Genomic DNA, 22,297 nt, shown 5'->3' with positions numbered 1-22,297 from the left:
CGAATTTTGGCGAGGATTTGCCGCCATTGCCATCAAGAAAAGCTGTGCAAATCAGGGGTTTTGTGATTCACTTCGAGCATGGAACCGGGCTTCGAAAATCACCGCGATCATGCTGCTGCTCTTGAAGCAGAATTGGCGACAGCGCGGGCGGAGCGTGCTGCTGCTTTGGCCGAATTGGCTGTTGCCAAGGCCAAGGAGGCCGACGATCAGGCCATCATTCTTCGCCAGAAAGTCTATATCGAAAAGCTGCAACGGGAGCTTCGCGGTCAGAAGTCGGAACGGACGGCGCGGCTGATTGCGCAGATGGAGCTGATGCTGGAGGACGCCGAAGCGACGGCGACCGAAGATGAGCTTGCCGCCGAAATGGCCGTTGCTGCAGCATCTGCGATTGCGGTCACCGGCTTTACGCGCAAGCGGCCGGTCAAGAAGCCATTCCCGGAACATCTGCCGCGTGAGCGTGTTGTGGTGCCAGGGCCGGTTGCCTGCAGTTGCTGTGGCGGTGAACGGCTTCGCAAGCTCGGCGAAGACATCACCGAAACGATGGAGAGCGTACCGCGGAGCTGGAAGGTCATTCAGACGGTGCGGGAAAAGTTCACCTGCCGTGACTGCGAGAAGATCAGCCAGGCACCTGCACCCTTCCATGTCATCCCGAGAGGATGGGCGGGGCCAAGCCTTTTGGCGATGATGCTCTGCGACAAGTTCGGCCAGCATATTCCCCTCAATCGCCAGGTCGAACGTTTTGCCTTGGAGGGTGTGCCGATCAGCCTGTCGACTGCAGCAGACGCGATTGGTGCGTGCTGCCAGGTCCTTGACCCGCTGGTGCGACGGATTGAAAGCCATACGTTCGCGTCTGAACGGATCCACGGTGATGACACGACCGTGCCGGTTCTAGCTCTCGGCAAGACCGCAACCGGCCGGATATGGAGCTATGTCAGGGACGATGCTCCGTTCGGCGGAACGGCTCCACCGTCGGTGATGTTCTATTATTCCCGGGACCGGGCCGGCGAACATCCACAGGCACATCTGGCCAATTATAGCGGTATCCTTCAGGCGGACGCCTATACCGGCTATGGCCAGCTCTATCTTCCTGATCGAAGTCCGGGCCCGATTTATGAAGCGGCGTGTTGGGCGCATGCCAGGCGGCCATTCTTTGCGCAAGCCGATCTGGAGGCCAATGCGCGCCGAAAAGGGCAGGGTAAAAGTGCCGCCGTTATCTCACCAATCGCCTTGAACATGGTGCAGCGGATCGACGCGCTGTTCGAGATCGAACGCCAGATCAATGGCCGCACTGCCGATGAGAGAAAAGCGATCCGCCAGCAATTATCAAAGCCGTTGATCGACGAGATGGAAATATGGATACGCGACCACCGCGCCAGGTTGCCGCGTGACAACGACCTGGCAAAGGCATTTGACTATATGCTGAACCGCTGGGAATCCTTCACCCGCTTCCTCGACGACGGCCGGATTTGCCTGTCGAACAATTGCGCGGAGCGATCTCTGCGTGGTGTGGCCCTTGGACGAAAAGCCTGGCTATTTGCCGGTTCCGACCGCGGAGGGCAAAGGGCGGCAGCCATGTACAGCCTGATCGTCACCGCGAAAATGAACCGCACTGATCCACAGACCTGGCTTGCAGATGTTCTCGCCCGCATCGCCGATCATCCTGCCAGCCTGATCGATGAACTTCTTCCCTGGAATTGGCGGAACCCCGCAACAAAATCTCTGCAGCAGGCGGCCTGATGGCAGGTCCTCTCGTTCGCTTGAAGATCACGCTCGATGACGTTGATCCCTTGGTGATGCGGCGCGTTGTCGTGCCGTTCCGCATTCGGCTCGACCGGCTTCATGATGTTCTCCAGCAGGCTTTCGGCTGGACCAACAGTCATCTCTATGAGTTCAGGATCCGTGACATCGGATTCGGCGTGCCTGATGGCGGCTTTGATGACCCCATTGATGCTCGCAAGGAAACGCTTCTTGCCGCCATCGAAGATATCGGCGCGAAGTCATTCAAGTATCTCTATGACTTCGGTGACGGCTGGACGCACACAGTGAAAATCGAAAAGACCTTTCCGGCTACCCCCGGCTTTGATGATCCTTTCCTTCTCGAGGCTGTCGGAAGGTGCCCGCCAGAGGATGTTGGCGGCCCTTGGGGCTATGAAGAGTTCCGTGAGGCTATTGCCGACGTCAACCATGAGCGACATCAAGAACTGCTCGAATGGTGGGGAAGTTCAGACTACGACCCCAGCCAGGCCGATGCAAGAAATCTCGGCAAAAACGTCGAGGCTCTGGCTGCGAAATGGAAGCGCAGATCGCGCAAAAAAACCTGACACTGCGGTCCTCGGCGAATGCTTACAGCCCAACTGTGGTATTTCCCAGTCCTGTTGAAAATCCGCGTGTCCGTGGTTCAAATCCGCGTTCGGGCACCATTAACTCACTAAATTAATTGGTGTTTCAAAAGATTTTTTGGATTCCCTGTAGTGGAAATGTATTAGGCTGTACCGGCAAATCAATTATTATCTAGAGTCGCAAAGCACGGGCAGCATCGAAAATTTGATCAAAATATGCAGTGCTCGATCCAGCGATAAGGGCGTCGTTAACAGTAATTTAGCTGAAACAGTCTGGCAACTCACGCCAGTGTGCGCCTAGACCGGCCGAGGCACGTGTTGCGCCGAAGGGTTTGTCACTCATCACCAAGTTTAAAACTGAAGTTGACTCTGATTTGCGGCCTAAACGAAATCCAATTTAATTAATTGTCACCACATTCTAAGCGCTTTTCGCTCTATTGACTTCTGCCGAGGCGTGGACGGAGCTTTATGTGAATTTCCAATTCGACGCCTTCTTCGCTTCGTAGTGCTCAGCGATATTGGAAAGGATGCAATGTACTGATGGCTAATTGGGCGCCTAAAGCTAGAGGTGGAAATAGGTGAGGTGCACCTGATCGGTGGCTAGTCAGATGTTCGTACACCCTTACAACGTTGTTGCTTCTCCCAAACGTTTCTCATAAATCAAGTTAAAATTTTGGAGGAAATTGCTGTGGCTCTTGCCGATTGCCGCATTTTACAGTTGCCGAAAATCTCGGACGTTCGAGGCAGTCTCACTTTTATTGAGGGCAGCAACCATATACCATTCGAGGTCAAGAGGGTTTATTATCTATACGACGTTCCGGGCGGTGCAGATCGTGGGAGCCATGCCCACAAAAATCTGCATCAATTTATGATTTCGATCTCCGGAAGCTTTGACGTCCGGCTGGATGATGGTACTGCTCAAAAGACATTTCATCTCAATCGGTCCTATCAAGGCCTCTATATTTGCCCTATGACCTGGCGATATCTGGATAACTTTTCTTCTGGCGCGGTGTGTTTGGTGTTGGCCTCCGAGGCATACGACGAGGTGGACTACATTCGCGATTATCAAGATTTTCGAAACACGGTGCTGAAATGAACGTTCCCTTCTTAAATCTCAAACTGAGTTATGACGAGCTTGCTGAAGACATCGAAGCAGCTGCGCTAAGGGCTTTGAGATCGGGATGGTATATCGGCGGTGAAGAGGTCGCAGAGTTCGAAGCCGATTTTGCCCGATATTGCGGGGTAACGGACGCAGTGGCGGTTGCAAATGGCCTAGAGGCTCTTGAGCTTGCTTTGCGCGCCTTTAATGTAGGTGTGGGTGATGAGGTCATAGTGCCTTCGAATACGTTCATCGCCACTTGGCTTGCTGTGACGAGAACAGGTGCCACTATAGTTCCAGCCGAGCCGAACAACGACACTTACTGTATCGACGCTGACTCTGTCCGGCACTTGATTACTGCAAAAACGAGAGCAATTATTCCGGTTCATCTTTACGGCCAAGCTGCGGATGTTGATGGGATCGCCGAAGTGGTTAAAGGTACCGATATTGCAATCATAGAGGATGCTGCGCAGGCGCATGGTGCCAGATATAAAACGCGCAGAGTGGGCACTACGCGTTTTGCAGCTGCGTGGAGTTTCTATCCAGGAAAGAACCTGGGCGCATTAGGTGACGCAGGTGGGATAACGACAAGCGACACGAACGTGGCTGACCGGCTCAGGCTTCTCCGCAATTACGGTTCTAAAGAAAAGTATGTTAACGAGATTGCCGGGTTTAATAGCCGCATGGATCCCGTTCAAGCTGCTGTACTGAAGGTTAAGCTGGGCGTATTGGACGACTGGAATGCTCGTCGCTGCGAAATCGCGCGAAGATATATGAATGCATTTAGAGATACCGCACTTATTTTGCCCCTTGTTCCGACTTGGTCTCAGCCAGTTTGGCATCTCTTTGTAATACGTCATGCCAAAAGAGACTGGTTGATGGATCAGTTGAGCCAGAGGGGGGTGCAGACGCAAATCCACTATCCAATTCCACCACACATGCAAAAAGCCTATCAACATCTCGAATATGAGCCTCAGTCCTTCCCAATTGCGGCTCAACAAGCGCGAGAAATGTTGAGCTTGCCCATCGGCCCGCAGATGACGGATAATGAAATAGATCACGTCATTTCATCTGTGCTTGCAGTTTTGGATAATGCGTGACCATGAGAGAAGCCGAAGAAAAGGCGAGCCCCCTTTGCTCTGTTGTTTGCACCACCTATAATCACGCAAAATTCTCACGAGCGTCGATACAGTCGATAGCAGATCAAGATTATCCCAACATAGAGATCATTGTCGTTGATGATGGATCCACTGATGGGAATGTGGACATTGTAAGAGATGCTCTGGAAGCTAGTGGAAGGCCGTACACACTTTTAGCTCAAAACAACACAGGTAACGTTCCTATGAACGTTAATCGAGGCCTCGCTGCCGCGAGGGGCGAGTATGTGTCACTAACTTCGCTTGACGACATTCTACTTCCCAGTTGCATTTCAACGAAAATAAAGCGACTGGAAACTGACCAAAATCTGACATTCGTAGCAAACATCTACACCGTAGAAATTGATGCTGGAGACAACGTTCTAAGTGAGGCGACATCAAGGGCTGGCTTGAACCAGCAGATATTCAGCTGCACGCTAGATTTGCTTGAGTACGATTTCAAAAGTTTAGGTGCGTTTTACGTGCAGGGTGCAGTATTTAGACTGTCGGTTATACGCGCCTTCGGCGGTTACGATGAAGACTTGATCGGGGACGACATCATTTTCCGCACGAAGTTGCTTAATTATATGGTGGCTTTTCCAAATCTCACTTTTGCTTTCGAAGATAATGCCGGGGTTGCCTATCGTAAGCATGGAGGCAACATTCATGCTAATTTACTGCGGCAGATCAAATGCTTGGTTCAATGGAAAGAGCGGTATTACAAAGATCGCCCATTCCCGAACCGGATGTGGCGATCAGTGAATCTCTTTTTCAAAGAGGGATTATTAAACGGTCGCCGACATGAAATCGAGCAGGCAAGAAATCTCCACCATGATATCGACAGGCAGTACTTGGGTTTCCGGTCGACATGGAAGGCTAGAGGATATCGCTTTAGGCATATGTGGAACAAAGTCAGTGGGCGCGTATGATGAGCTATCTACTTGAGTCCGCCCGATGTGGCTTGTCCCTGAACCACCATTTTAAGCACAAATTCTTTTGGGTATGCGTTCACTTGCGCGTTGCAGCCTGCTAGCCGTAAATCTCAGCCCCGAAAGAACAAGGTACTAATGAGAAGAAGTCATGACTAAAAAGCTTTTAATCGTCGGTGCTGGTGAATTCGCCGATATCGCTTATGAGTATTTCACGAATGATTCCTCTTATGATGTCGTCGGCTTTGCCGTTGAAGAAACTTATCGGACTGGCCATCAGCACCATGGTCTTCCTCTCGTCGACGTTGAGCGCTGCGAGCAAGAATTTCCACCGGACGATGTTTCTGTTCATATCGCCATAACGAGCACCGAACTTAACCGTGTGCGCGAACGTCTTTATCTTTTGATGAAGTCTAAGGGCTACGTGTTCGCCAATTACATAAGTTCTCACGCTTTCGTTTGGCGAACGGCAATCGTAGGGGAAAACGTTTTCATTTTTGAAAACAACGTTGTCCAGCATGGCGTAGAGATAGGTGACGGCGTCGTAATGTGGAGCGGTAACCACATCGGACACCAAAGCAAGATAGGTGCATTCTCCTTTTTGTCATCCCACTGCGTCATTTCAGGCTACTGTAAAATTGGCCGCAGAAGCTTTATTGGGGTCAATGCAACTTTTGCGGACCACATCGTGACGGGTGACGACTGCTTTGTAGCTTTGGCTGCTGTCGTTAACAAGTCATTCCCAGATCCAGGGATTTTGCTTACCGGTCATCCTGCTGCGCCGTCCAAGGTCAGTAGTTATCGCTATTTTAAGTTAAAGGCTTAGGATGAGTTGGAAGAAGCTTGGAAGAGTTTTTTGCCCTGAAGGCGTATATGAGTGGGCCGAACATTCCTTTATGACCCCGGTGCCCTTGCAGATCACCGAAGACGTAATTCGTATCTTTGGCGGAGTCAGGGATAAAGCTGGCGTATCTCGTATTTCATGGATTGATGTTGATCGAGTTGATCCAACCAAAGTTCTTCGGGTTGCAGATAAACCAGCACTCGGAACTGGTCAGCCAGGCATGTTTGACGATAATGGCGTCATACTCGGCGACATAATTCGACAGACATCTTCTGAGTTATGGATGTACTATGTTGGCTTCCAAATCGTTCAAGAAGTGAAATTTCTCGCTTTTACTGGTTTGGCTATTAGCCACGATGGCGGATCGAGTTTTACAAGGGTGCAAAATACTCCGGTCCTAGACCGATCGCCCAAGTCTCCATTCATTGGAGCACTTCACAGTATTGAGAAACTGACTACAGGGTATCGAGCGTGGATATCATGTGGTCACGGCTGGAAAAACATACAAGGAATTTCTTACCCCGAATACAACTGTTGGATGATAGAAAGCCCTGATGGGGTTAGTTTCGATATGAATAATGCAATAAAGATAATGGATGTTGAAGGATCCGAATATCGTATTGGCAGACCTAGAGCGAACAGAAACGGTGATGGATATGAACTTCGGGTAACTTCCGATACGGTGGATAAGAGATATGAGTCCTTTTTAGCCGTGTCCAAAAATGGAATCACTTTCGAAAGGACCAAACTTGTAGAACTACCTCGCGGCTCCGTAGGTGACTGGGATAGCGAGATGACGTGTTATCCGGCCAAGATTGTCACGGAGCAGGGCGACACCTATTTGTTTTACAACGGTAATGGCATGGGTCGCTCAGGTGTCGGTGTGGCGATTTGGGAGGAGTCTGGTGGCTGATATCAGTGTTCACTCATATCGTTCCGAAAACAAGCTGGAATGGAACGATTGGATATCGAGTTCGAAGAATGGTACTTTTCTCCACAATCGCGACTTTATGGATTACCACGCTGATCGATTTCATGACGCCTCAATTATGGTTAGGCAAGATGGAGTATTGATCGCGGTATTGCCGGCAAATAGCGCGGAGGGAGCGATATTTTCCCATGGTGGTCTCACCTACGGCGGCGTAGTTACGGGGTCGAAAATGCGGATTGAGATTTTTCTCAAGACGTTTAACGCGATTTTGGAATTCTACCGGGAGCAGGATGCAAAAAGGCTCTACTACAAGCCTGTTCCTCATATCTACCAGACGCAGCCTGCTGATGAAGACCTCTACGCACTATTTCGCCATAATGCCCGATTGATACGATGCGATTTGTCCTCCGCCATTCCTCTTGCACGGCGCCTCAAGCCATCAAAGTCAAGGAAACAGGCTGTAGCGTTGGCGAAGAAGGCTAATTTGGTTGTACGTCAAAGCCGGGATTGGCAAGCTTATTGGAATATACTTTCTGAGGTCTTGGCTCATCGTCATGAGGCTTCGCCCACGCATTCTCTTAGAGAAATTGAAATGTTGGCTCGAAGTTTTCCCGATGAAATCAGTCTCTTCGGCGCGTTTGAGAATGATAAGATGGTTGCCGGCTTAGTTATTTTTGACTGCGGCAGAACCGTCCATGTCCAGTATATAGCCGCGTCTGCACGGGGCCGGGAAATCGGAAGCGTAGATTTCATCGTTTCATATTTAATGGAAAATATATTTATGGGACGCGATTGGTTCGACTTCGGGATTTCAACGACTTCTCAAGGGCGTCAGTTGAACGAGGGATTGGCTCTGCAGAAAGAGATGTTCGGCGCTCGCAGCGTCGTTTATCAGCAGTTTGAGATCGATCTGGCATAACTCCATCACTCCAAAACAAACCGATACCCCACCCCAGGTTCCGTCTGAATAATCTTCGGCTGAGCGGGATCGCGTTCTATTTTCTGTCTCAGCTGGCCGATGAAGACGCGGAGGTAGTGGAGGTCTTCGCTGTGGGCGGGGCCCCAGACGGAGGTTAGGAGCGTTCGGTGGGTGACGACGCGGCCGGCGTGGTGGGCGAGGAGGATGAGGAGATCGTATTCCTTTGGCGTCAGCTTGATGCCGGTGCCTTCGCGGGCGACGAGGCGGCGTTGGGTGTCGATGGAAAGGCCGTCCACGTCAATCGAGGAGGGTTGCGTTTCGGTTTTGCCGACGTGGCGCATGGCGGTGCGGATGCGGGCGGTGAGTTCTCCGATGCCAAAGGGTTTTTCGATATAGTCGTCAGCACCGAGATCGAGTGCAGCGATTTTTTCGGTTTCGCGGTCGCGGGCGGACAATATGATGATGGGAAGCCTGGACCAGCCGCGCAGATTGGCGATCACATCCTTGCCGTCCATGTCTGGCAGACCAAGATCGAGGATGATGATATCCGGGGCGGCGGTGGCGACGGCCTTGATGGCGTCTGCACCATTCTCCGCTTCGATGACGTCATATCCGGCAGCGGCGAGCGCTGGCCGCAGAAACCGCCGGATTTGCGGCTCGTCATCCACCACCAGAATACGTCCCAGCGTCATTGTTTCTGCCTGCCTTCGCTCTGCTCGTTCAACGGAAAACGCATGACGATGCGCGTACCACGCTTCTTCACGGCAGGGCTTTCCGCATGAATGTGCCCGCCCATCGCCTCGATAAAGCCGCGGGCGATGGAAAGGCCGAGACCCGTTCCCGGAGAGCGTCCGTCCGATTTTGAGCGACGATAGAATTTTTCAAAGACGCGGTCGAGGTCCTCGGCGGGAATACCCTTGCCGTGATCCGTGACCGAAACCACGATCTCGTTTGCATCGCGCCGCGCATAGACATTGACCGGATCGCCACCGCCATATTTGGCGGCATTGTCCAGCAGGTTGAAGAGAACCTGGCCGAGAAGAACGGAATCCGCACGGATGACCGGCAAATCTTTTGCGATGCCTGTCTCGAAGCTTTGGCTCGGAAAGTACTTTCGGGCACGGTCGACTGCGGAGCGGACCACGTCGGCGACATCCACCCAGTCTCGTTTTGCCTGCAAGGTGCCTGCGGTGATGCGGGTCATGTCCAGCAGGTTGGCGACGAAGCGGGTGAGGCGCGCACTTTCCTCTTCGATAGATTGCAGCAGATCGTCCCGGCTTTCCGGCGGCATGCGGTCGCCCAGTTCCCGCAGGCTGGTGACGGAGCCGGTGATCGTTGCCAGGGGCGTGCGCAGATCGTGGGAGATGGAGGAGAGAAGCGCCTCGCGGTATCGCTCACCCTCCAGCCGCGCGGCCTGCTCGGTGCTTTCGGAGGAAAGGCGGGCGCGGTCGATTGCCGTTGCGGCCTGATCGAGAATGGCGGCAAGTTTGCGCTCGGCGTTGGAATCGAGCCCGTCTTCACCCGGCTCAAAACCGCACACGCCGACGACACCATGGGGGCTCATCAGCGGGCGGAACTGGAAGCGGCAGTTGGGCAGAGTACCGGTGCCGGAGCCTGAAGGTTCGGAGCGGCTGTTGGCCCAACGTGCTGCCGTCAGTTCGGAGACGCCGAGTTCCGTATCCGGCGGCCAGGCGGCCACGACTTCCAGATCCTCGCCCTTGGGCAGAAGCATGACGACATTGCGCCTTACGCTGCCTTGCAACTGCGTGACGGAGGCCCAGAGCACTTCTTCAGGCTTTGCCGTTCCGGCCAGTTTGCGGGAAAAATCGTAAAGCGCCTGCATATCGGCGGCACGCTGGCGAGCGGCCTGCGCCTGCTCGCGAATGCGCGAGGCAAGGCTTCCTGCCAAGAGCGCGGCGACGATGAAGACGGCGAGTGCAAACACTTCATGCGGAGAGGCGATGGTGAAGGTTTCGACCGGCGCGATGAAGAAGAAGTTATAGGCAAGGGCCGAAAGAATCGCCGCCATCATGGCCGCGATGAAGCCCGCAGCGGAGGCCGCGCCAAGAACGGCGAGCAGGAAGAGAAGCGAGATATTCGGCAGGTGGGTGACCTGATCCAGCGCAAGGCCAGCCACCGTGGCAGCTGCGACCGTGCCGACCGCGCAAAGCAGCGATCTGGACAGGGCGGAAAGATGTGGCAGGCGAGAGCGCTTGGCCGCCGCGGATTGCGGGGTGGCGGCGCTGTCGGCGGTCACCAGATGCAGGCCGATGCCTGTTGCCTCTTTGGCCAAGGCGTCTGAAAGGGTAGGGCGAAGCGGATTGGAGAGCCACCTGCGGCGCTGTGAGCCTATGACGATCTGCGTTGCGTGTTCGCGCCGGGCGAGCTTGAGGATTTCGGTTACGAAGTCGTTGCCGGTCACATGGCGGGTTTCCGCACCGAGCTTTTCGGCGAAACGGAAGATGTCGTCGATGCGGCGCAGGCTTTCCTCGTCCATGGTTTCCTGATCGTCGCGCAACATGCTGACGACTGTCCAAGGCGCATTGAGGCCGGATGCGAGCCTGCTTGCCACGCGCACAACCTTGTCCGAAAGCACATCCGGGCCGATGCAGACGAGCAGCCTTTCCGCAGTTGCCCAAGGCCCTTCAATAGCGTTCTGGCGAAGATAATCGACCATCTGGTCGTCCACGCGGTCTGCGGTGCGGCGCAGGGCCAGTTCGCGCAGGGCGGTAAGATTTCCGAGGCGGAAGAAGCGGTCGGTCGCGCGCTTGGCGCTATCCGGCAGATAGACCTTGCCTTCGTTCAGACGCTGGATCAGCTCGCCCGGTGGAAGATCGACCAACACGACCTCGTCTGCGCGTTTGAGCACCGTGTCCGGCACGCGCTCGCGAATGGTGACGCCGGTGATTTGGGCAACGAGATCGGACAGGCTTTCCAGATGCTGGATGTTGAGCGCGGTCCAGACCTCGATGCCAGCGGCAATCAGCTCTTCGATATCCTGATAGCGCTTCGGGTGCCGGAAGCCTTTCGGGTTGGAATGGGCTAACTCATCCACCAGGATGACGCGCGGTTTGCGGGAAAGCGCGGCGTCCAGATCGAATTCCTGCAAGGGCTTGCCGCGATAGTCGAATTCAAGGCGGGGGAGGACTTCAAGACCTTCGAGGAGGGCGGAGGTTTCCGCGCGCGCATGGGTTTCCACCAGCCCCACGACGACATCCACGCCATCGGCTTTCAGGCGACGGGCGCGGGCGAGCATGGCGTAGGTTTTGCCCACGCCGGGTGCGGCACCCAGAAAAATAGTAAGCTTGCCCCGGCGGTCTTTCTCCGCCAGGGCAAGCAATGCATCCGGGTCAGGCCTGTTCAGGCCGTCACGATCATTTGGCGCCATTCGTCTCAGCTCTTCAGCGCATCCAGCGCAAGGTTAAGCTCTAGCACATTCACACGCGGTTCGCCGACTATGCCAAGCTGGCGTCCTTCGGTTTTTGTTTGCACCAGAGCCTGCACATCTGCCGGGGAGAGATTGCGTGCCTTGGCAACGCGTTCCACCTGTGCCGCGGCAAAGGCCGGGGTGATGTGCGGATCGAGGCCCGAGCCGGATGTGGTGACGGCATCGGCAGGGACGGGAGAGGCGATGCCCGCCCCGTTCAGGCGCGCGACATCGCCTCCAACCCGCTCCTTCAGCTTGGCAGATGTGGTGCCAAGGTTGGAGCCGGAAGAAGCGGCAGCATTGTAAGCATCCGGGCTTGTCGCGGAGGGGCGCGGCCAGAAGTAACGATCGGACGTGAAGTTCTGGCCGATCAGGCTGGAGCCGATCACGGCGTCACCTTTGCGGATCAGCGAGCCGTTGGCCTGTGCTGGCATCAGCGTTTGGGCAATGCCGGTGATGGCAAGCGGGTAGCCGAGCCCTGTGAGGGCGATGAAGAAAGCCAGAATGACGATGGCGGGGCGAATTTGGTTCAGCATGATTACACCAGATGAAGCGCGGAAACGGCGATATCGATGACCTTGATACCGGCAAACGGCAGAAGCAGACCGCCGAGGCCGTAAACAAGGAGGTTGCGCCTAAGAAGCGCAGCCGCGGCAGAGGGACGATAGGCCACGCCCTTGAGGGCAAGCGGAATCAACGCGATGATGATCAGGGCATTGAAGATGACCGCCGAGAGGATGGCCGATTGCGGTGAAGACAGCGCCATGATGTTGAGGCTGCCGAGCGCCGGATAGGTGGTGACGAACAGCGCCGGGATGATGGCGAAATATTTGGCGACATCGTTGGCGATGGAGAAGGTGGTCAGCGAGCCGCGCGTCATCAGCAACTGCTTGCCGATTTCCACGATCTCGATGAGCTTGGTCGGGCTGGAATCGAGATCCACCATATTGGCTGCCTCGCGCGCGGCCTGCGTTCCCGTCTGCATCGCAACGCCGACATCGGCCTGGGCAAGCGCTGGGGCATCGTTGGTGCCATCGCCGCACATGGCAATCAGCCTGCCGCCCTTCTGTTCACGGCGAATATAGTCGAGCTTGTCCTCCGGCGTCGCTTCCGCCAGAAAGTCATCGACACCCGCTTCAGAGGCGATTGCCGCAGCCGTAACCGGGTTATCGCCCGTAACCATGACGGTGCGGATACCCATGGAGCGCAGGGCGGCGAAGCGCTCCTTGATCCCGGGCTTCACCACGTCTTTCAGGTGAATGACGCCGAGAAGGCGGCTGCCTTCAGCAACACCAAGCGGCGTACCGCCAGTGCGGGCGATGCGATCCACCGCCTGATGAAACTCTGCCGGGGCATTGCCATCGGCTGCACCGCTGAATTTGAGGATGGCGTCGATGGCGCCCTTGCGGAAGGATTTGCCGTTCGTATCTACGCCGGAAAGACGGGTCTGGGCGGAGAAGGGAACGACGGCATCCACAGTGATCTTCGGCGTCTTCAGGCCGAATTCACCTGTGGCGAGTGCGGCGATGGAGCGGCCTTCGGGCGTTTCATCGGAAAGGCTGGCAAGCAGCGCGGCTTCGGCCACCTGTTCGGCGGTGACGCCGGGAACCGGAATGAAATCCGCCGCCATGCGGTTGCCGAAGGTGATGGTGCCGGTCTTGTCCAGAAGCAGCGTATCGACATCGCCTGCAGCTTCCACCGCGCGGCCCGAGGTGGCGATGACATTGAAGCGCACGAGACGATCCATGCCTGCAATGCCGATGGCCGAAAGAAGGCCGCCGATGGTGGTGGGGATAAGGGTGACCAGAAGGGCAGCGAGAACCGTGACCGAGACCAGCGTGCCAGAATATCCCGCCAGACCCCAGACCGTGACGACCACGATGAGGAAGACGAGGGTAAGGCCCGAAAGCAGAATGGAAAGCGCGATTTCATTCGGTGTCTTCTGGCGCTCCGCGCCTTCGATCAGCGCAATCATGCGGTCCACGAAGCTGGCGCCGGGCGGGGTGGTGATGCGGATTTTCAGCTGGTCGGAGAGAACCTGCGTACCACCGGTAACGGCGGAGCGGTCGCCGCCCGATTCACGGATGACGGGAGCGGATTCGCCTGTGATTGCACTTTCATTGACCGAGGCCACGCCTTCGATGACTTCGCCATCGCCGGGGATCAGCTCGCCTGCATCTACGATGACGATATCACCGACCTTGAGCATTGTGGCCGCAACGCTTTCCTCTTTGCCGCCGGCAACGATGCGGCGGGCGGTGAGATCGGAACGGGTGCGCTTGAGGCTATCGGCCTGCGCCCGCCCGCGCCCCTCCGCCACGGCTTCGGCAAAGGTGGCGAAGAGAACGGTGAACCAGAGCCATGCGGCGATCTGGCCGGAAAAGACAGCGGTGCCATCGTTCAAGATAAGGTCACGGATGAAGAAGATAGTGACCACTGCGGCGACGATTTCCGTGACGAAGATGACGGGGTTGCGCATCAACTGTCGCGGATTGAGCTTTATGAAAGCATTTTTGACGGCGGGCACGATGATGGCCGGGTCGAAGAGGCTTGGCCTTGCGGGAGCCGATGGGTGTTGGTTGGATGACATGGGGTTCGCCTCTTAGAAAGTCTGGCCAGCAAGCATCGCGAAATGTTCGACGATGGGGCCGAGTGCGAGGGCAGGGAAGAATTGCAGCCCGCCGAGGATGAGGATGATGCCGATGAGAAGGCCGACGAAAAGCGGACCATCCGTTGGGAATGTGCCGCTGGATGCAGGCACGCGCACCTTGGCGGCAAGCGACCCGGCAATGGCCATGACCGGTACGACATAGGCGAAGCGACCGAGCAGCATCGAGATGCCGAGCGTGGTGTTGTACCAGGTCGTGTTGCCGGAAAGGCCGCCGAAAGCCGAGCCGTTATTGCCCGCAGCGGAGGTGAAGGCATAGAGAATTTCCGACAAGCCATGCGGACCCGCCGTGCCGATACTGGCGACGGCAGACGGCAGGATGGCCGAGATTGCGGTGAAGCCGAGAATGACGGTGGGCAGGATGAGAACCGCCAGCATGGCATATTTCATCTCGCGGCCTTCGATCTTCTTGCCGAGAAATTCCGGCGTGCGACCGACCATGAGACCGGCGACGAAGACGGAAAGAAGCGCAAAGACGATCATGCCATAAAGGCCCGAACCGACGCCGCCGGGCAGAACTTCGCCCAGCTGAATGAGGAACATCGGAGCGAGGCCACCAAGCCCGGTGAAGGAACCGTGCATGCCGTTGACGCCGCCATCCGAAAGGCCGGTGGTCACTGCGGCATAAAGAGCAGTCATGGCCTGACCGAAACGGACTTCCTTGCCTTCCATATTGCCTTGCGCGGCATCGACGCCAATCGAGGTAAGGATCGGGTTTCCGGCGCTTTCCGCCCAGTAAACGGTGGCGACGCCTGCAATCAGAAGAACTGCCATGGCGCTGAGCAGCACCCAGCCCTGACGGCGGCTACCGACCATCTGGCCGAAAGTATAGATGAAAGCCGCCGAAATGCTGAGCATGGCGAAGATGTTGAGATAGTTGGCAAATGCCGTGGGATTTTCGAAAGGATGGGCGGCGTTGGCATTGAAGAAACCGCCGCCATTGGTTCCGAGCTGCTTGATGGCTTCCTGGCTGGCGACGGGCCCGAGCGAAATGACCTGCTGGCTTCCCTCAAGCGTCGTTGCCGTCACGCTTGCATCCATGGTCTGCGGCAGACCCATGGCAACGAAAGCGAGCGCCACGACGACGGCGAGCGGCAACAGCACATAAAGCGTGGCGCGGGTCATATCGACCCAGAAATTACCGAGCGTGCTTGCCTGCGAGCGGACGAAAGCGCGGGTAAAAGCAATGGCAAGGGCCATGCCGACTGCCGCTGAGAGGAAGTTCTGCACCGTCAATCCAGCCATCTGACTGAAATTGCTCATCGTGGATTCACCGGCATAATTCTGCCAGTTGGTGTTGGTCACGAAGCTGACGGCGGTGTTGAAGGCAAGATCCGGCGGCACGTTGGCAAAGCCCTGCGGATTGAACGGCAGGACGGCCTGAAGGCGCAGGATGGCATAAAGCGCGAGAAAGCTGGCAATGGAAAAGACGAGCATGGACAGCGTGTAGCCGAGCCAGCCCTGCTCCTTCTTCATATCCACGCCTGCCGCAGCATAAAGACCGCGTTCGACTGGAGAGAGGACGGGCGACAGCCATGTCCGTTCACCGGAAAAGACTTTCGCCATGTAAAGGCCGAGCGGTTTGACAGCCAGAAGCACGGCAACAAAGAGGAGGCTGATCTGCAGCCACCCGAGAATGGTCATGGGGATTCTCCAAAAAGATCAGAAGCGTTCCGGGCGCAGCAATGTGATGATGAGATAGATGCCGAGGGCGAGCGCTACGACGAGGCCGAAAAGGGGTTCCAGCATGGCAGCACCCTCAAAGCCTGTTGAGGGCGCGGGCATAAAGCGCCAGCGCGATCAACGTGCCGAAACCGAGCGCCAGAAATAGAAAGTCGGGCATGTAGTTCTCCTGTTATTTCAGGAGATCATGATGAGCCGCTTGAGGTCAGGTTTCGATTGGGAAGATGGCCTGCCTGCATAAGGAAAACATAAAGATGGGCGCAGAGCCTTTCAGCTCGCGCCCAGTTAAATGCCACAGATGAAAGCCTCAGAGGCTTTCGCGATTGCTCGGGTTCTGTTCGGCGCGGTCACGGTAAAGTGCGGCGCGGCCCAGCAGCATCAGGGAAACCGGCGTCGTGATCGTCATGAATATGCCGATGAAGATTTCGTGGAAAACGAGGCGGTCGCCGGATACGGAAAAGTAGATCATCGACGCCATGACGATGCCGCCTGTGCCCCAGCTGGTGCCGAGAGTGGGGGCGTGAAGCCGTTCATAGAAGCTTTGCAGCTTGGCGAAGCCGATAGTGCCGATCAGCGTCAGCGACGAGCCGAGCAGGACGAAGAAGGCGACCAGAATAGCGGCCCAGAGCGGAAATTCAGCAGCGTTGCTCATTCGATGACCTCCCCACGCATCAGGAATTTCGACAGTGCGACCGTCGAGACGAAGCCAAGGACGGCGATCAGAAGCGCTGCCTCGAAATAGATGTCATTGCCGGTACGCAGCCCGAAGGTCATCAGCAGCAGCATGGAGCTGACATAGAGCGTATCGACGCCCAGCACGCGGTCCTGCGCGCGCGGTCCAATCGCTATGCGATAGACGGAGATCGCCATGGCAATCGCGAGGAAGATCTGGGCCAAGGAAAATGACCAGAAAAGGATAATCGAACTCATTCGAATATCTCCATCAGCATTTTTTCGTAACGGTTCTTGATAAGGTTTACCCAGGTACTTTCGCTGACATTATCCAGAACATGGATCAGCAGCGTGCCCTGCGATGAATTATATTCCAGCCAGGCGCTGCCCGGCGTTGCGGTCAGCACGATGGCGAGAACGGACAGCCCGAGCGGATCGCGTATATCGAGCGGGATTGTGAGGAAGCCCGAGCGGCTGTTCTTCTTGCGCCCGAAGAGGATGAGCGTGGCAACCGCGATGTTGGAGCGGATGATATCGTAAAGCACGACGAAGGTCAGCTTCACCACCACATGCCAGTTGCGGATGCGAGGCTTCGCCGGTCGCAGGGATGCCATCGACCAGCAGGCGATCAATGCCACCGCCGTTCCCAGAAGAAAATGACCGGGCGAGAAGCTGTTGATCGTCATCCAGAAGATGATGAGTGCGACGGTGAGGACAGGGTAGGGAAGGATGCGGCTGATCATTGCGCGGCCTCCCCGGGATTGCCCGCCCGCGGCGCTGTCATCACGCCCTGAATGTAGCTTTCCGGCAGGTCCAGAATGCGCGCCGTTTCCTGCATATAACGCATGATCGGCCCGGCCTGAACCGTCATCGCCAGCGTCATGGCCAGAAGCAGCATAACGGGCGCGATTTCGATGACGAAGACGCGCGGAACTGTTCCTTCCAGCGAGCCCCAGAAAGTGCGGATGCCCGCACGCGTCATCGAGATGAGGGCGGCAAGGCCGGAGAAGACGATGAGGAAGACGATCCACCAGGACAGCGTGGAGATGTTGTTATCCGCGCCGAGGCCATCGGGATTGAGGATGGCGGACAGCATGGAAAACTTGGCAATGAAGCCGGAGAGCGGCGGCAGACCGGCAAGCAGGATGCCGCAGGCGGCAAAGCAGGTGCCGAGAACCGCCATGGTGCCGGGCATTGTCACGCCGACTTCCTCTTCCTCTTCGTCCTCGTCACCCTCACCATAGGCTTCCATGGTAACGGCAAGAACGTTTGCACCCGCATCCTGCCCGCGCTCCACCAGTTCGATCAGCATGAAGAAGGCGCTGATGGTGAGGGTGGAGCTGACGAGGTAATAAAGCGCACCGGCGGCAACAGTGGGATTGCCCGTGCCCATGGCCGCCAGAAGCGTGCCGGAAGAAACGAGAACCGAGAAACCTGCAAGACGCCCCAGCGCCTGCGATGCGAGAACGCCAATCGTGCCGAAGACGATGGTGGCAATGCCGCCGATCAGCAGCGCATCATGCCCGAAGCCAGCGGAATCGCCCGCCGTCTGGCCGAAAAGCAGGAAGGACAGGCGCGCGATGACATAGATGCCCACTTTACTCATGATGGCGAAGATGGCGCCGACCGGGGCAGATGCCGCGCCATAGGCCGACGGTAGCCAGAAGTTCAGCGGCCACATGCCTGCCTTGACGAGGAAGGCGATGCCCAGAACGGCGGCACCCGTTTCCAGCAGCATGCGCTGATCCGGGTTGAGACCCGCAATGCGCTGCGCCAGATCGCCCATATTGAGCGTGCCGGTGACGCCATAGATCAGGCTGACGCCGATGAGGAAGAAAAGTGCTGCAACCAGATTGATGGCGACATAATGCAGCCCGGCCTTGACCCTCAGCTGACCGGAACCATGCAGCAGCAGGCCGTAGGATGCGGCGAGCATGACTTCGAAGAAGACGAAGAGATTGAACAGGTCACCCGTCAGGAAGGCACCGTTCACGCCCATCAGCATCAGATGGAAGAGTGAATGGTAATGCGCACCCGCCTTGTGCCACTTCGCCAGAGAATAGACGAGCGAAGGTATGGCAAGCAGCGAGACCAGCAGCACCATCAAGCCTGAAAGCCGGTCTGCTACCAGCACGATGCCGAAGGGAGCGGGCCAGTTGCCGAGAAGATAGACGCCGGTCGAGATGATCGCCGCGATCTCGGTGTTGACCGTGGAATTGACTTCCATGAACAGCGCGATGGAGACGGCGAGCAGTATCAGCGTCGAGATGAAGCTGATGGCCGCCTTCGTCTTGCGCTTGCGCTCGTCGATGAAGAGCAGGATTGCGCCCGTCAAAAGCGGAACCATGATGGGGGCGATGACGACGTGGGAAGGGAAGGAATTCACTTGCTCTCCCTCCCGTCGACATGGTCGGTGCCGGTAAGGCCGCGTGCCGCGAGAAGCACGACGAGAAAGAGTGCCGTCGTGGCAAAACCGATGACGATGGCCGTCAGCACCAGTGCCTGCGGAACGGGATCTGTCAGCGTGGAGGTGGCCACACCATCGAGCAGGACCGGCGGCGCGTTGGTCTTGATGCCGCCGACACCGAAGATGAACAGGTTGACCGCGTATGACAGCAGCGAGAGGCCGACGATGACCTGATAGGTGCGCGGGCGCAGGATGAGCCAAACGCCCGATCCGGTCATGATGCCGATGCCCAGAGCCAGAATGAGTTCCATTACACCTCCTCCGCTTTAGCGGCGTCTGGCGTGCGAACCTTGTAATTACGCAGCGATTGGTGCGCCAATGCTATCAAAATAAGAACCGTCGAGCCGACCACGAGCGAGAAGACGCCAAGGTCGAACAGCAGCGCCGATGCCGTCGGCATTTTGCCGATATAGGGGATTTCCGTGTACTGGAAATAGGAGGTCAGGAACGGATATCCGAAATACCAGGAACCCATGCCGGTTGCCGCCGCCATCAGAAGGCCGAAGCCCATCCAGCGCAGCGGCAGGATGCGGATGCGATCTTCCGCCCAGCGCGCACCGCCTGCCAGATATTGCAGCAGGAAGGCGACCGCCATGGTGATACCGGCAGAGAAACCGCCGCCTGGCAGATCATGCCCGCGCATGAAGAGGAACACCGAGAAGGTGATGATGACCGGGAACATCCACTGCATGATGACCGAAGGCACCAGCAGATAATCCCGCACCGTATCGCCCTTGCTGCGATCCGGGTTTTCCGCATCGAAGGCGTTCTGGATCAGCTGCTGCTCCGGCAGGCCGATACTGTCATGCGCCGGGCGGAAACGGCGAAGCAGGGAGAAGACGGTCAGGCCGACGATTGCCAGAACCACGATTTCGCCCATCGTGTCGAAGCCGCGGAAATCGACAAGGATGACGTTAACGACATTCGTTCCGCCACCTTCCGAATAAGCGCGCTCGAGGAAGTAGTTGGCGATTGTGTTCGGCACGGGAAGCGTCATCACCGCATAGGCGATGACGGTCATGCCGATGCCGCAGAAGACGGCGAGCAGGAAATCCCGGCCGCGACGAAGCTGGGCAGGAAGCTCGTTGTTGTTATCCACCTTCTCCACACGCTTCGGCAGCCAGCGCAGTCCGAGCAGAATGAGAACCAGCGTTACGATTTCCACGAGTAACTGGGTGATGGCAAGATCGGGTGCCGATAGCCAGATGAAGGTGAGGCAGGTGACGAGACCGGAGACGCCGAGCATGACGAGGGCGGCGAGGCGGTGATATTTCGCCTGCCAGGCGGCACCCATGGCCGCAATCATGCCGATGCCCCATAGCACGGCGAAGATCGGATCGAAGGAGGTGACCTGCGGCAGAGTGAGCGCGAATTCAGAGGATACGAGCGGCGAGAAACCGGCAAGCAGCGCGACGAAGATAAGGATGCGCAACTGCGGCTGCAGGCGGCGCGTTCCCAGCGTGCTTTCCAGCCAGCGCGCCCACTTCCAGGACACGGTGACGATGATACGCTCGAAAATGCGCTGTCCTCGCAGATGGCGGAAAATCGGAGGGCCGTCATCGCATTTGGAGAAATAGCCGCCGAGCGCCGCATAAAGTGCAACGCCGCCGATCAGCGCCACGATACTCATGGCAAGCGGCAGGTTGAAGCCGTGCCAGATGGCCAGGCTGTAAACCGGCGTTTGCGGACCGAGAACCGAAAGTACCGCTGAATGCAGGAACGGGCCGATGGACAGGCTGGGCACGATGCCGACGATCAGGCAGGCCAGCACCAGAAATTCGATGGGGAAACGCATCCAGCGCGGCGGCTCATGCGGCTTCGGGTTCGGAATATCATGCGGCGGCGGGCCGAAGAAGACCGTGTGAATGAAACGCAGCGAATAGGCGACGGCGAATGCGCCAGACAGCGTTGCGACATAGGGCAGGGCCTTGTCCAACAGCGAATCCGCATGGGTTTCCACCGACTCGGCAAAGAACATTTCCTTGGACAGGAAGCCGTTGAACAGCGGAACCCCGGCCATGGCCGCGCTCGCCGCCATGGCAAGCGTCGCCGTGGCCGGAAGGTAGCGGTAAAGACCGCTTAAGCGCCGCATGTCGCGGGTGCCGGTTTCATGGTCGATGATGCCTGCCGCCATGAAGAGCGATGCCTTGAAGGTGGCATGGTTCATCATATGGAAGATGGCGGCGACGGCGGCAAGCGGGCTTCCGAGGCTCAGGAGTGTCGTGATCAGGCCGAGATGGCTGATGGTCGAATAGGCGAGCAGGCCTTTGAGATCCTGCTGGAACATGGCGAAATAGGCGCCGAGCAGCAGGGTGATGATGCCACAGAAGCCGAGCAGCCAGAACCATTCCGGCGTTCCCGCAAGGACCGGCCACAAGCGCGCAAGCAGGAACACGCCCGCCTTCACCATGGTTGCCGAATGCAGATAAGCCGAAACCGGTGTCGGTGCTGCCATGGCATTCGGAAGCCAGAAGTGGAAGGGAAACTGCGCACTCTTCGTCAGCGCACCGATCAGGATCAGGATAAGCGCGGTCACATAAAGCGGATGGGCGCGAATATCCGCCGCTTTGGCGATGATCGCGTCGAGATCATAGCTCCCCGCCATGTGGCCGAGAACCAGCAGACCGGCCAGCAGGCAGAAGCCGCCGATACCCGTGACCGTCAAGGCCATACGCGCGCCATCGCGGGCCGTGGCGTTGTTGTGCCAGTAACCGATCAGCAGGAAGGAGAAGATACTGGTCATCTCCCAGAAGATCGAAAGAAGAATGACGTTGCCGGACAGAACGATACCCAGCATGGAGCCCATGAAGGCAAGGAAAAAGGCAAAAAAACGCGGAATGGGATCTTCTGCGGACATGTAATAGCGGGCGTAAAGCACCACCAGAAAGCCGATGCCGGTAATCAGAACGGTAAACATCCATGCAAAGGCATCGAGCCTCAGCGTGAAGTTCAGGCCGAGCTGCGGCAGCCATTCCACATCATATTTGAGAACCGCGCCGCCTTTGACGCTGCTGTAGAGAAAAATCGTGGCGATGAGGCCGAAAAGCGCGATGCCGCCTGCGACCGCTACCGGACCGCGAGCCGCACCTTCGCGGGGCATCATCGCCGTGGCGAAGCTGCCGATGAAAGGAAGGGCGATCAAAATGGGAAGAATGACGTCAAGTCTCATAAAGGGCGGCAATT

The 22,297-nt window shown here is 56.9% G+C and carries 20 protein-coding genes; 8 read left to right on the top strand and 12 right to left on the bottom strand.

Going from position 1 to position 22,297, the window contains the following annotated elements:
* Positions 1 to 78 precede the first annotated feature (78 nt).
* The 8 genes from tnpC (at position 79) to CFBP5473_RS13300 (ending at position 8,197) form a co-directional block, all read left to right on the top strand.
* Positions 79 to 1,737 carry an IS66 family transposase gene (gene tnpC / locus CFBP5473_RS13335; protein ID WP_136954363.1) on the top strand — a complete coding sequence of 553 codons (1,659 nt, stop codon included), beginning with the start codon at positions 79 to 81 and terminating at the stop codon, positions 1,735 to 1,737.
* On the top strand, positions 1,737 to 2,321 hold the full coding sequence (locus CFBP5473_RS13330) for a plasmid pRiA4b ORF-3 family protein (RefSeq protein ID WP_136954362.1): 585 nt from the start codon (positions 1,737 to 1,739) through the stop codon (positions 2,319 to 2,321). Before tnpC ends, CFBP5473_RS13330 begins: the two co-directional genes overlap by 1 nt.
* 706 nt (positions 2,322 to 3,027) lie before the next feature.
* On the top strand, positions 3,028 to 3,435 hold the full coding sequence (locus CFBP5473_RS13325; protein ID WP_027673714.1) for a sugar 3,4-ketoisomerase: 408 nt from the start codon (positions 3,028 to 3,030) through the stop codon (positions 3,433 to 3,435).
* Positions 3,432 to 4,538, top strand: coding sequence for a DegT/DnrJ/EryC1/StrS family aminotransferase (locus tag CFBP5473_RS13320; RefSeq protein ID WP_027673715.1), 1,107 nt, complete (start codon positions 3,432 to 3,434; stop codon positions 4,536 to 4,538). The genes CFBP5473_RS13325 and CFBP5473_RS13320 overlap by 4 nt, the downstream gene beginning before the upstream one ends.
* Before the next feature lie 2 nt (positions 4,539 to 4,540).
* Positions 4,541 to 5,503 (top strand): glycosyltransferase family 2 protein, encoded by a 963-nt coding sequence (locus tag CFBP5473_RS13315; protein WP_027673716.1) that lies wholly within the window; start codon positions 4,541 to 4,543, stop codon positions 5,501 to 5,503.
* 151 nt (positions 5,504 to 5,654) lie between these two features.
* Positions 5,655 to 6,329: an acetyltransferase gene (locus tag CFBP5473_RS13310; RefSeq protein WP_084631432.1), complete on the top strand. Its 675-nt coding sequence runs from the start codon at positions 5,655 to 5,657 to the stop codon at positions 6,327 to 6,329.
* Between the two features lies 1 nt (position 6,330).
* Complete coding sequence (locus CFBP5473_RS13305; protein WP_027673718.1) at positions 6,331 to 7,260, top strand: glycoside hydrolase family protein; 930 nt, start codon at positions 6,331 to 6,333, stop codon at positions 7,258 to 7,260.
* Positions 7,253 to 8,197, top strand: coding sequence for a GNAT family N-acetyltransferase (locus CFBP5473_RS13300; RefSeq protein WP_051441142.1), 945 nt, complete (start codon positions 7,253 to 7,255; stop codon positions 8,195 to 8,197). Before CFBP5473_RS13305 ends, CFBP5473_RS13300 begins: the two co-directional genes overlap by 8 nt.
* Positions 8,198 to 8,202: 5 nt before the next feature.
* Here the strand turns inward: CFBP5473_RS13300 and CFBP5473_RS13295 are convergent, their stop codons facing one another.
* The 12 genes from CFBP5473_RS13295 to CFBP5473_RS13240 form a co-directional block, all read right to left on the bottom strand.
* A complete protein-coding gene (locus tag CFBP5473_RS13295; protein ID WP_027673720.1) occupies positions 8,203 to 8,889 on the bottom strand; it encodes a response regulator in 687 nt (228 codons plus the stop codon).
* Positions 8,886 to 11,585, bottom strand: coding sequence for a sensor histidine kinase (locus CFBP5473_RS13290; protein WP_027673721.1), 2,700 nt, complete (start codon positions 11,583 to 11,585; stop codon positions 8,886 to 8,888). The genes CFBP5473_RS13295 and CFBP5473_RS13290 overlap by 4 nt, the downstream gene beginning before the upstream one ends.
* Positions 11,586 to 11,590: 5 nt before the next feature.
* The gene (gene kdpC, locus CFBP5473_RS13285; protein WP_027673722.1) at positions 11,591 to 12,160 is read right to left on the bottom strand and encodes a potassium-transporting ATPase subunit KdpC; all 570 of its coding nucleotides are present in this window, start codon (positions 12,158 to 12,160) and stop codon (positions 11,591 to 11,593) included.
* Between the two features lie 2 nt (positions 12,161 to 12,162).
* A complete protein-coding gene (gene kdpB / locus CFBP5473_RS13280) occupies positions 12,163 to 14,214 on the bottom strand; it encodes a potassium-transporting ATPase subunit KdpB (RefSeq protein WP_027673723.1) in 2,052 nt (683 codons plus the stop codon).
* Positions 14,215 to 14,226: 12 nt separating this feature from the next.
* The gene (gene kdpA / locus CFBP5473_RS13275; protein ID WP_027673724.1) at positions 14,227 to 15,936 is read right to left on the bottom strand and encodes a potassium-transporting ATPase subunit KdpA; all 1,710 of its coding nucleotides are present in this window, start codon (positions 15,934 to 15,936) and stop codon (positions 14,227 to 14,229) included.
* Between the two features lie 18 nt (positions 15,937 to 15,954).
* On the bottom strand, positions 15,955 to 16,077 hold the full coding sequence (gene kdpF, locus CFBP5473_RS13270) for a K(+)-transporting ATPase subunit F (RefSeq protein WP_084631435.1): 123 nt from the start codon (positions 16,075 to 16,077) through the stop codon (positions 15,955 to 15,957).
* A gap of 205 nt (positions 16,078 to 16,282) precedes the next feature.
* Positions 16,283 to 16,627, bottom strand: a complete 345-nt coding sequence (gene mnhG / locus CFBP5473_RS13265) for a monovalent cation/H(+) antiporter subunit G (RefSeq protein WP_027673725.1) — start codon at positions 16,625 to 16,627, stop codon at positions 16,283 to 16,285.
* Positions 16,624 to 16,905 (bottom strand): K+/H+ antiporter subunit F, encoded by a 282-nt coding sequence (locus tag CFBP5473_RS13260; RefSeq protein ID WP_027673726.1) that lies wholly within the window; start codon positions 16,903 to 16,905, stop codon positions 16,624 to 16,626. Before CFBP5473_RS13260 ends, mnhG begins: the two co-directional genes overlap by 4 nt.
* Positions 16,902 to 17,390, bottom strand: coding sequence for a Na+/H+ antiporter subunit E (locus CFBP5473_RS13255; protein ID WP_027673727.1), 489 nt, complete (start codon positions 17,388 to 17,390; stop codon positions 16,902 to 16,904). Before CFBP5473_RS13255 ends, CFBP5473_RS13260 begins: the two co-directional genes overlap by 4 nt.
* Entirely contained in the window at positions 17,387 to 19,033 is a 1,647-nt protein-coding gene (locus tag CFBP5473_RS13250; RefSeq protein ID WP_027673728.1) for a monovalent cation/H+ antiporter subunit D, read from the bottom strand. The genes CFBP5473_RS13255 and CFBP5473_RS13250 overlap by 4 nt, the downstream gene beginning before the upstream one ends.
* Positions 19,030 to 19,365: a Na+/H+ antiporter subunit C gene (locus CFBP5473_RS13245; RefSeq protein ID WP_027673729.1), complete on the bottom strand. Its 336-nt coding sequence runs from the start codon at positions 19,363 to 19,365 to the stop codon at positions 19,030 to 19,032. The genes CFBP5473_RS13250 and CFBP5473_RS13245 overlap by 4 nt, the downstream gene beginning before the upstream one ends.
* The gene (locus tag CFBP5473_RS13240; RefSeq protein WP_027673730.1) at positions 19,365 to 22,283 is read right to left on the bottom strand and encodes a monovalent cation/H+ antiporter subunit A; all 2,919 of its coding nucleotides are present in this window, start codon (positions 22,281 to 22,283) and stop codon (positions 19,365 to 19,367) included. Before CFBP5473_RS13240 ends, CFBP5473_RS13245 begins: the two co-directional genes overlap by 1 nt.
* Positions 22,284 to 22,297: the final 14 nt, after the last annotated feature.

This window comes from Agrobacterium larrymoorei, from assembly GCF_005145045.1.
Classification (GTDB): Bacteria; Pseudomonadota; Alphaproteobacteria; order Rhizobiales; family Rhizobiaceae; genus Agrobacterium; species Agrobacterium larrymoorei.
This window is presented reverse-complemented; position numbering and strand designations above follow the sequence as displayed.

Excerpts from the sequence above, each read along its gene's own strand:
- tnpC (WP_136954363.1), top strand. The coding sequence starts at position 79 with ATGGAACCGGGCTTCGAAAATCACCGCGATCATGCTGCTGCTCTTGAA.
- CFBP5473_RS13330 (WP_136954362.1), top strand. The coding sequence starts at position 1,737 with ATGGCAGGTCCTCTCGTTCGCTTGAAGATCACGCTCGATGACGTTGAT.
- CFBP5473_RS13320 (WP_027673715.1), top strand. The coding sequence starts at position 3,432 with ATGAACGTTCCCTTCTTAAATCTCAAACTGAGTTATGACGAGCTTGCT.
- CFBP5473_RS13315 (WP_027673716.1), top strand. The coding sequence starts at position 4,541 with ATGAGAGAAGCCGAAGAAAAGGCGAGCCCCCTTTGCTCTGTTGTTTGC.
- CFBP5473_RS13310 (WP_084631432.1), top strand. The coding sequence starts at position 5,655 with ATGACTAAAAAGCTTTTAATCGTCGGTGCTGGTGAATTCGCCGATATC.
- CFBP5473_RS13305 (WP_027673718.1), top strand. The coding sequence starts at position 6,331 with ATGAGTTGGAAGAAGCTTGGAAGAGTTTTTTGCCCTGAAGGCGTATAT.
- CFBP5473_RS13295 (WP_027673720.1), bottom strand. The coding sequence starts at position 8,889 with ATGACGCTGGGACGTATTCTGGTGGTGGATGACGAGCCGCAAATCCGG.
- CFBP5473_RS13290 (WP_027673721.1), bottom strand. The coding sequence starts at position 11,585 with ATGGCGCCAAATGATCGTGACGGCCTGAACAGGCCTGACCCGGATGCA.
- kdpC (WP_027673722.1), bottom strand. The coding sequence starts at position 12,160 with ATGCTGAACCAAATTCGCCCCGCCATCGTCATTCTGGCTTTCTTCATC.
- kdpB (WP_027673723.1), bottom strand. The coding sequence starts at position 14,214 with ATGTCATCCAACCAACACCCATCGGCTCCCGCAAGGCCAAGCCTCTTC.
- kdpA (WP_027673724.1), bottom strand. The coding sequence starts at position 15,936 with ATGACCATTCTCGGGTGGCTGCAGATCAGCCTCCTCTTTGTTGCCGTG.
- kdpF (WP_084631435.1), bottom strand. The coding sequence starts at position 16,077 with ATGCCCGCGCCCTCAACAGGCTTTGAGGGTGCTGCCATGCTGGAACCC.
- mnhG (WP_027673725.1), bottom strand. The coding sequence starts at position 16,627 with ATGAGCAACGCTGCTGAATTTCCGCTCTGGGCCGCTATTCTGGTCGCC.
- CFBP5473_RS13260 (WP_027673726.1), bottom strand. The coding sequence starts at position 16,905 with ATGAGTTCGATTATCCTTTTCTGGTCATTTTCCTTGGCCCAGATCTTC.
- CFBP5473_RS13255 (WP_027673727.1), bottom strand. The coding sequence starts at position 17,390 with ATGATCAGCCGCATCCTTCCCTACCCTGTCCTCACCGTCGCACTCATC.
- CFBP5473_RS13245 (WP_027673729.1), bottom strand. The coding sequence starts at position 19,365 with ATGGAACTCATTCTGGCTCTGGGCATCGGCATCATGACCGGATCGGGC.
- CFBP5473_RS13240 (WP_027673730.1), bottom strand. The coding sequence starts at position 22,283 with ATGAGACTTGACGTCATTCTTCCCATTTTGATCGCCCTTCCTTTCATC.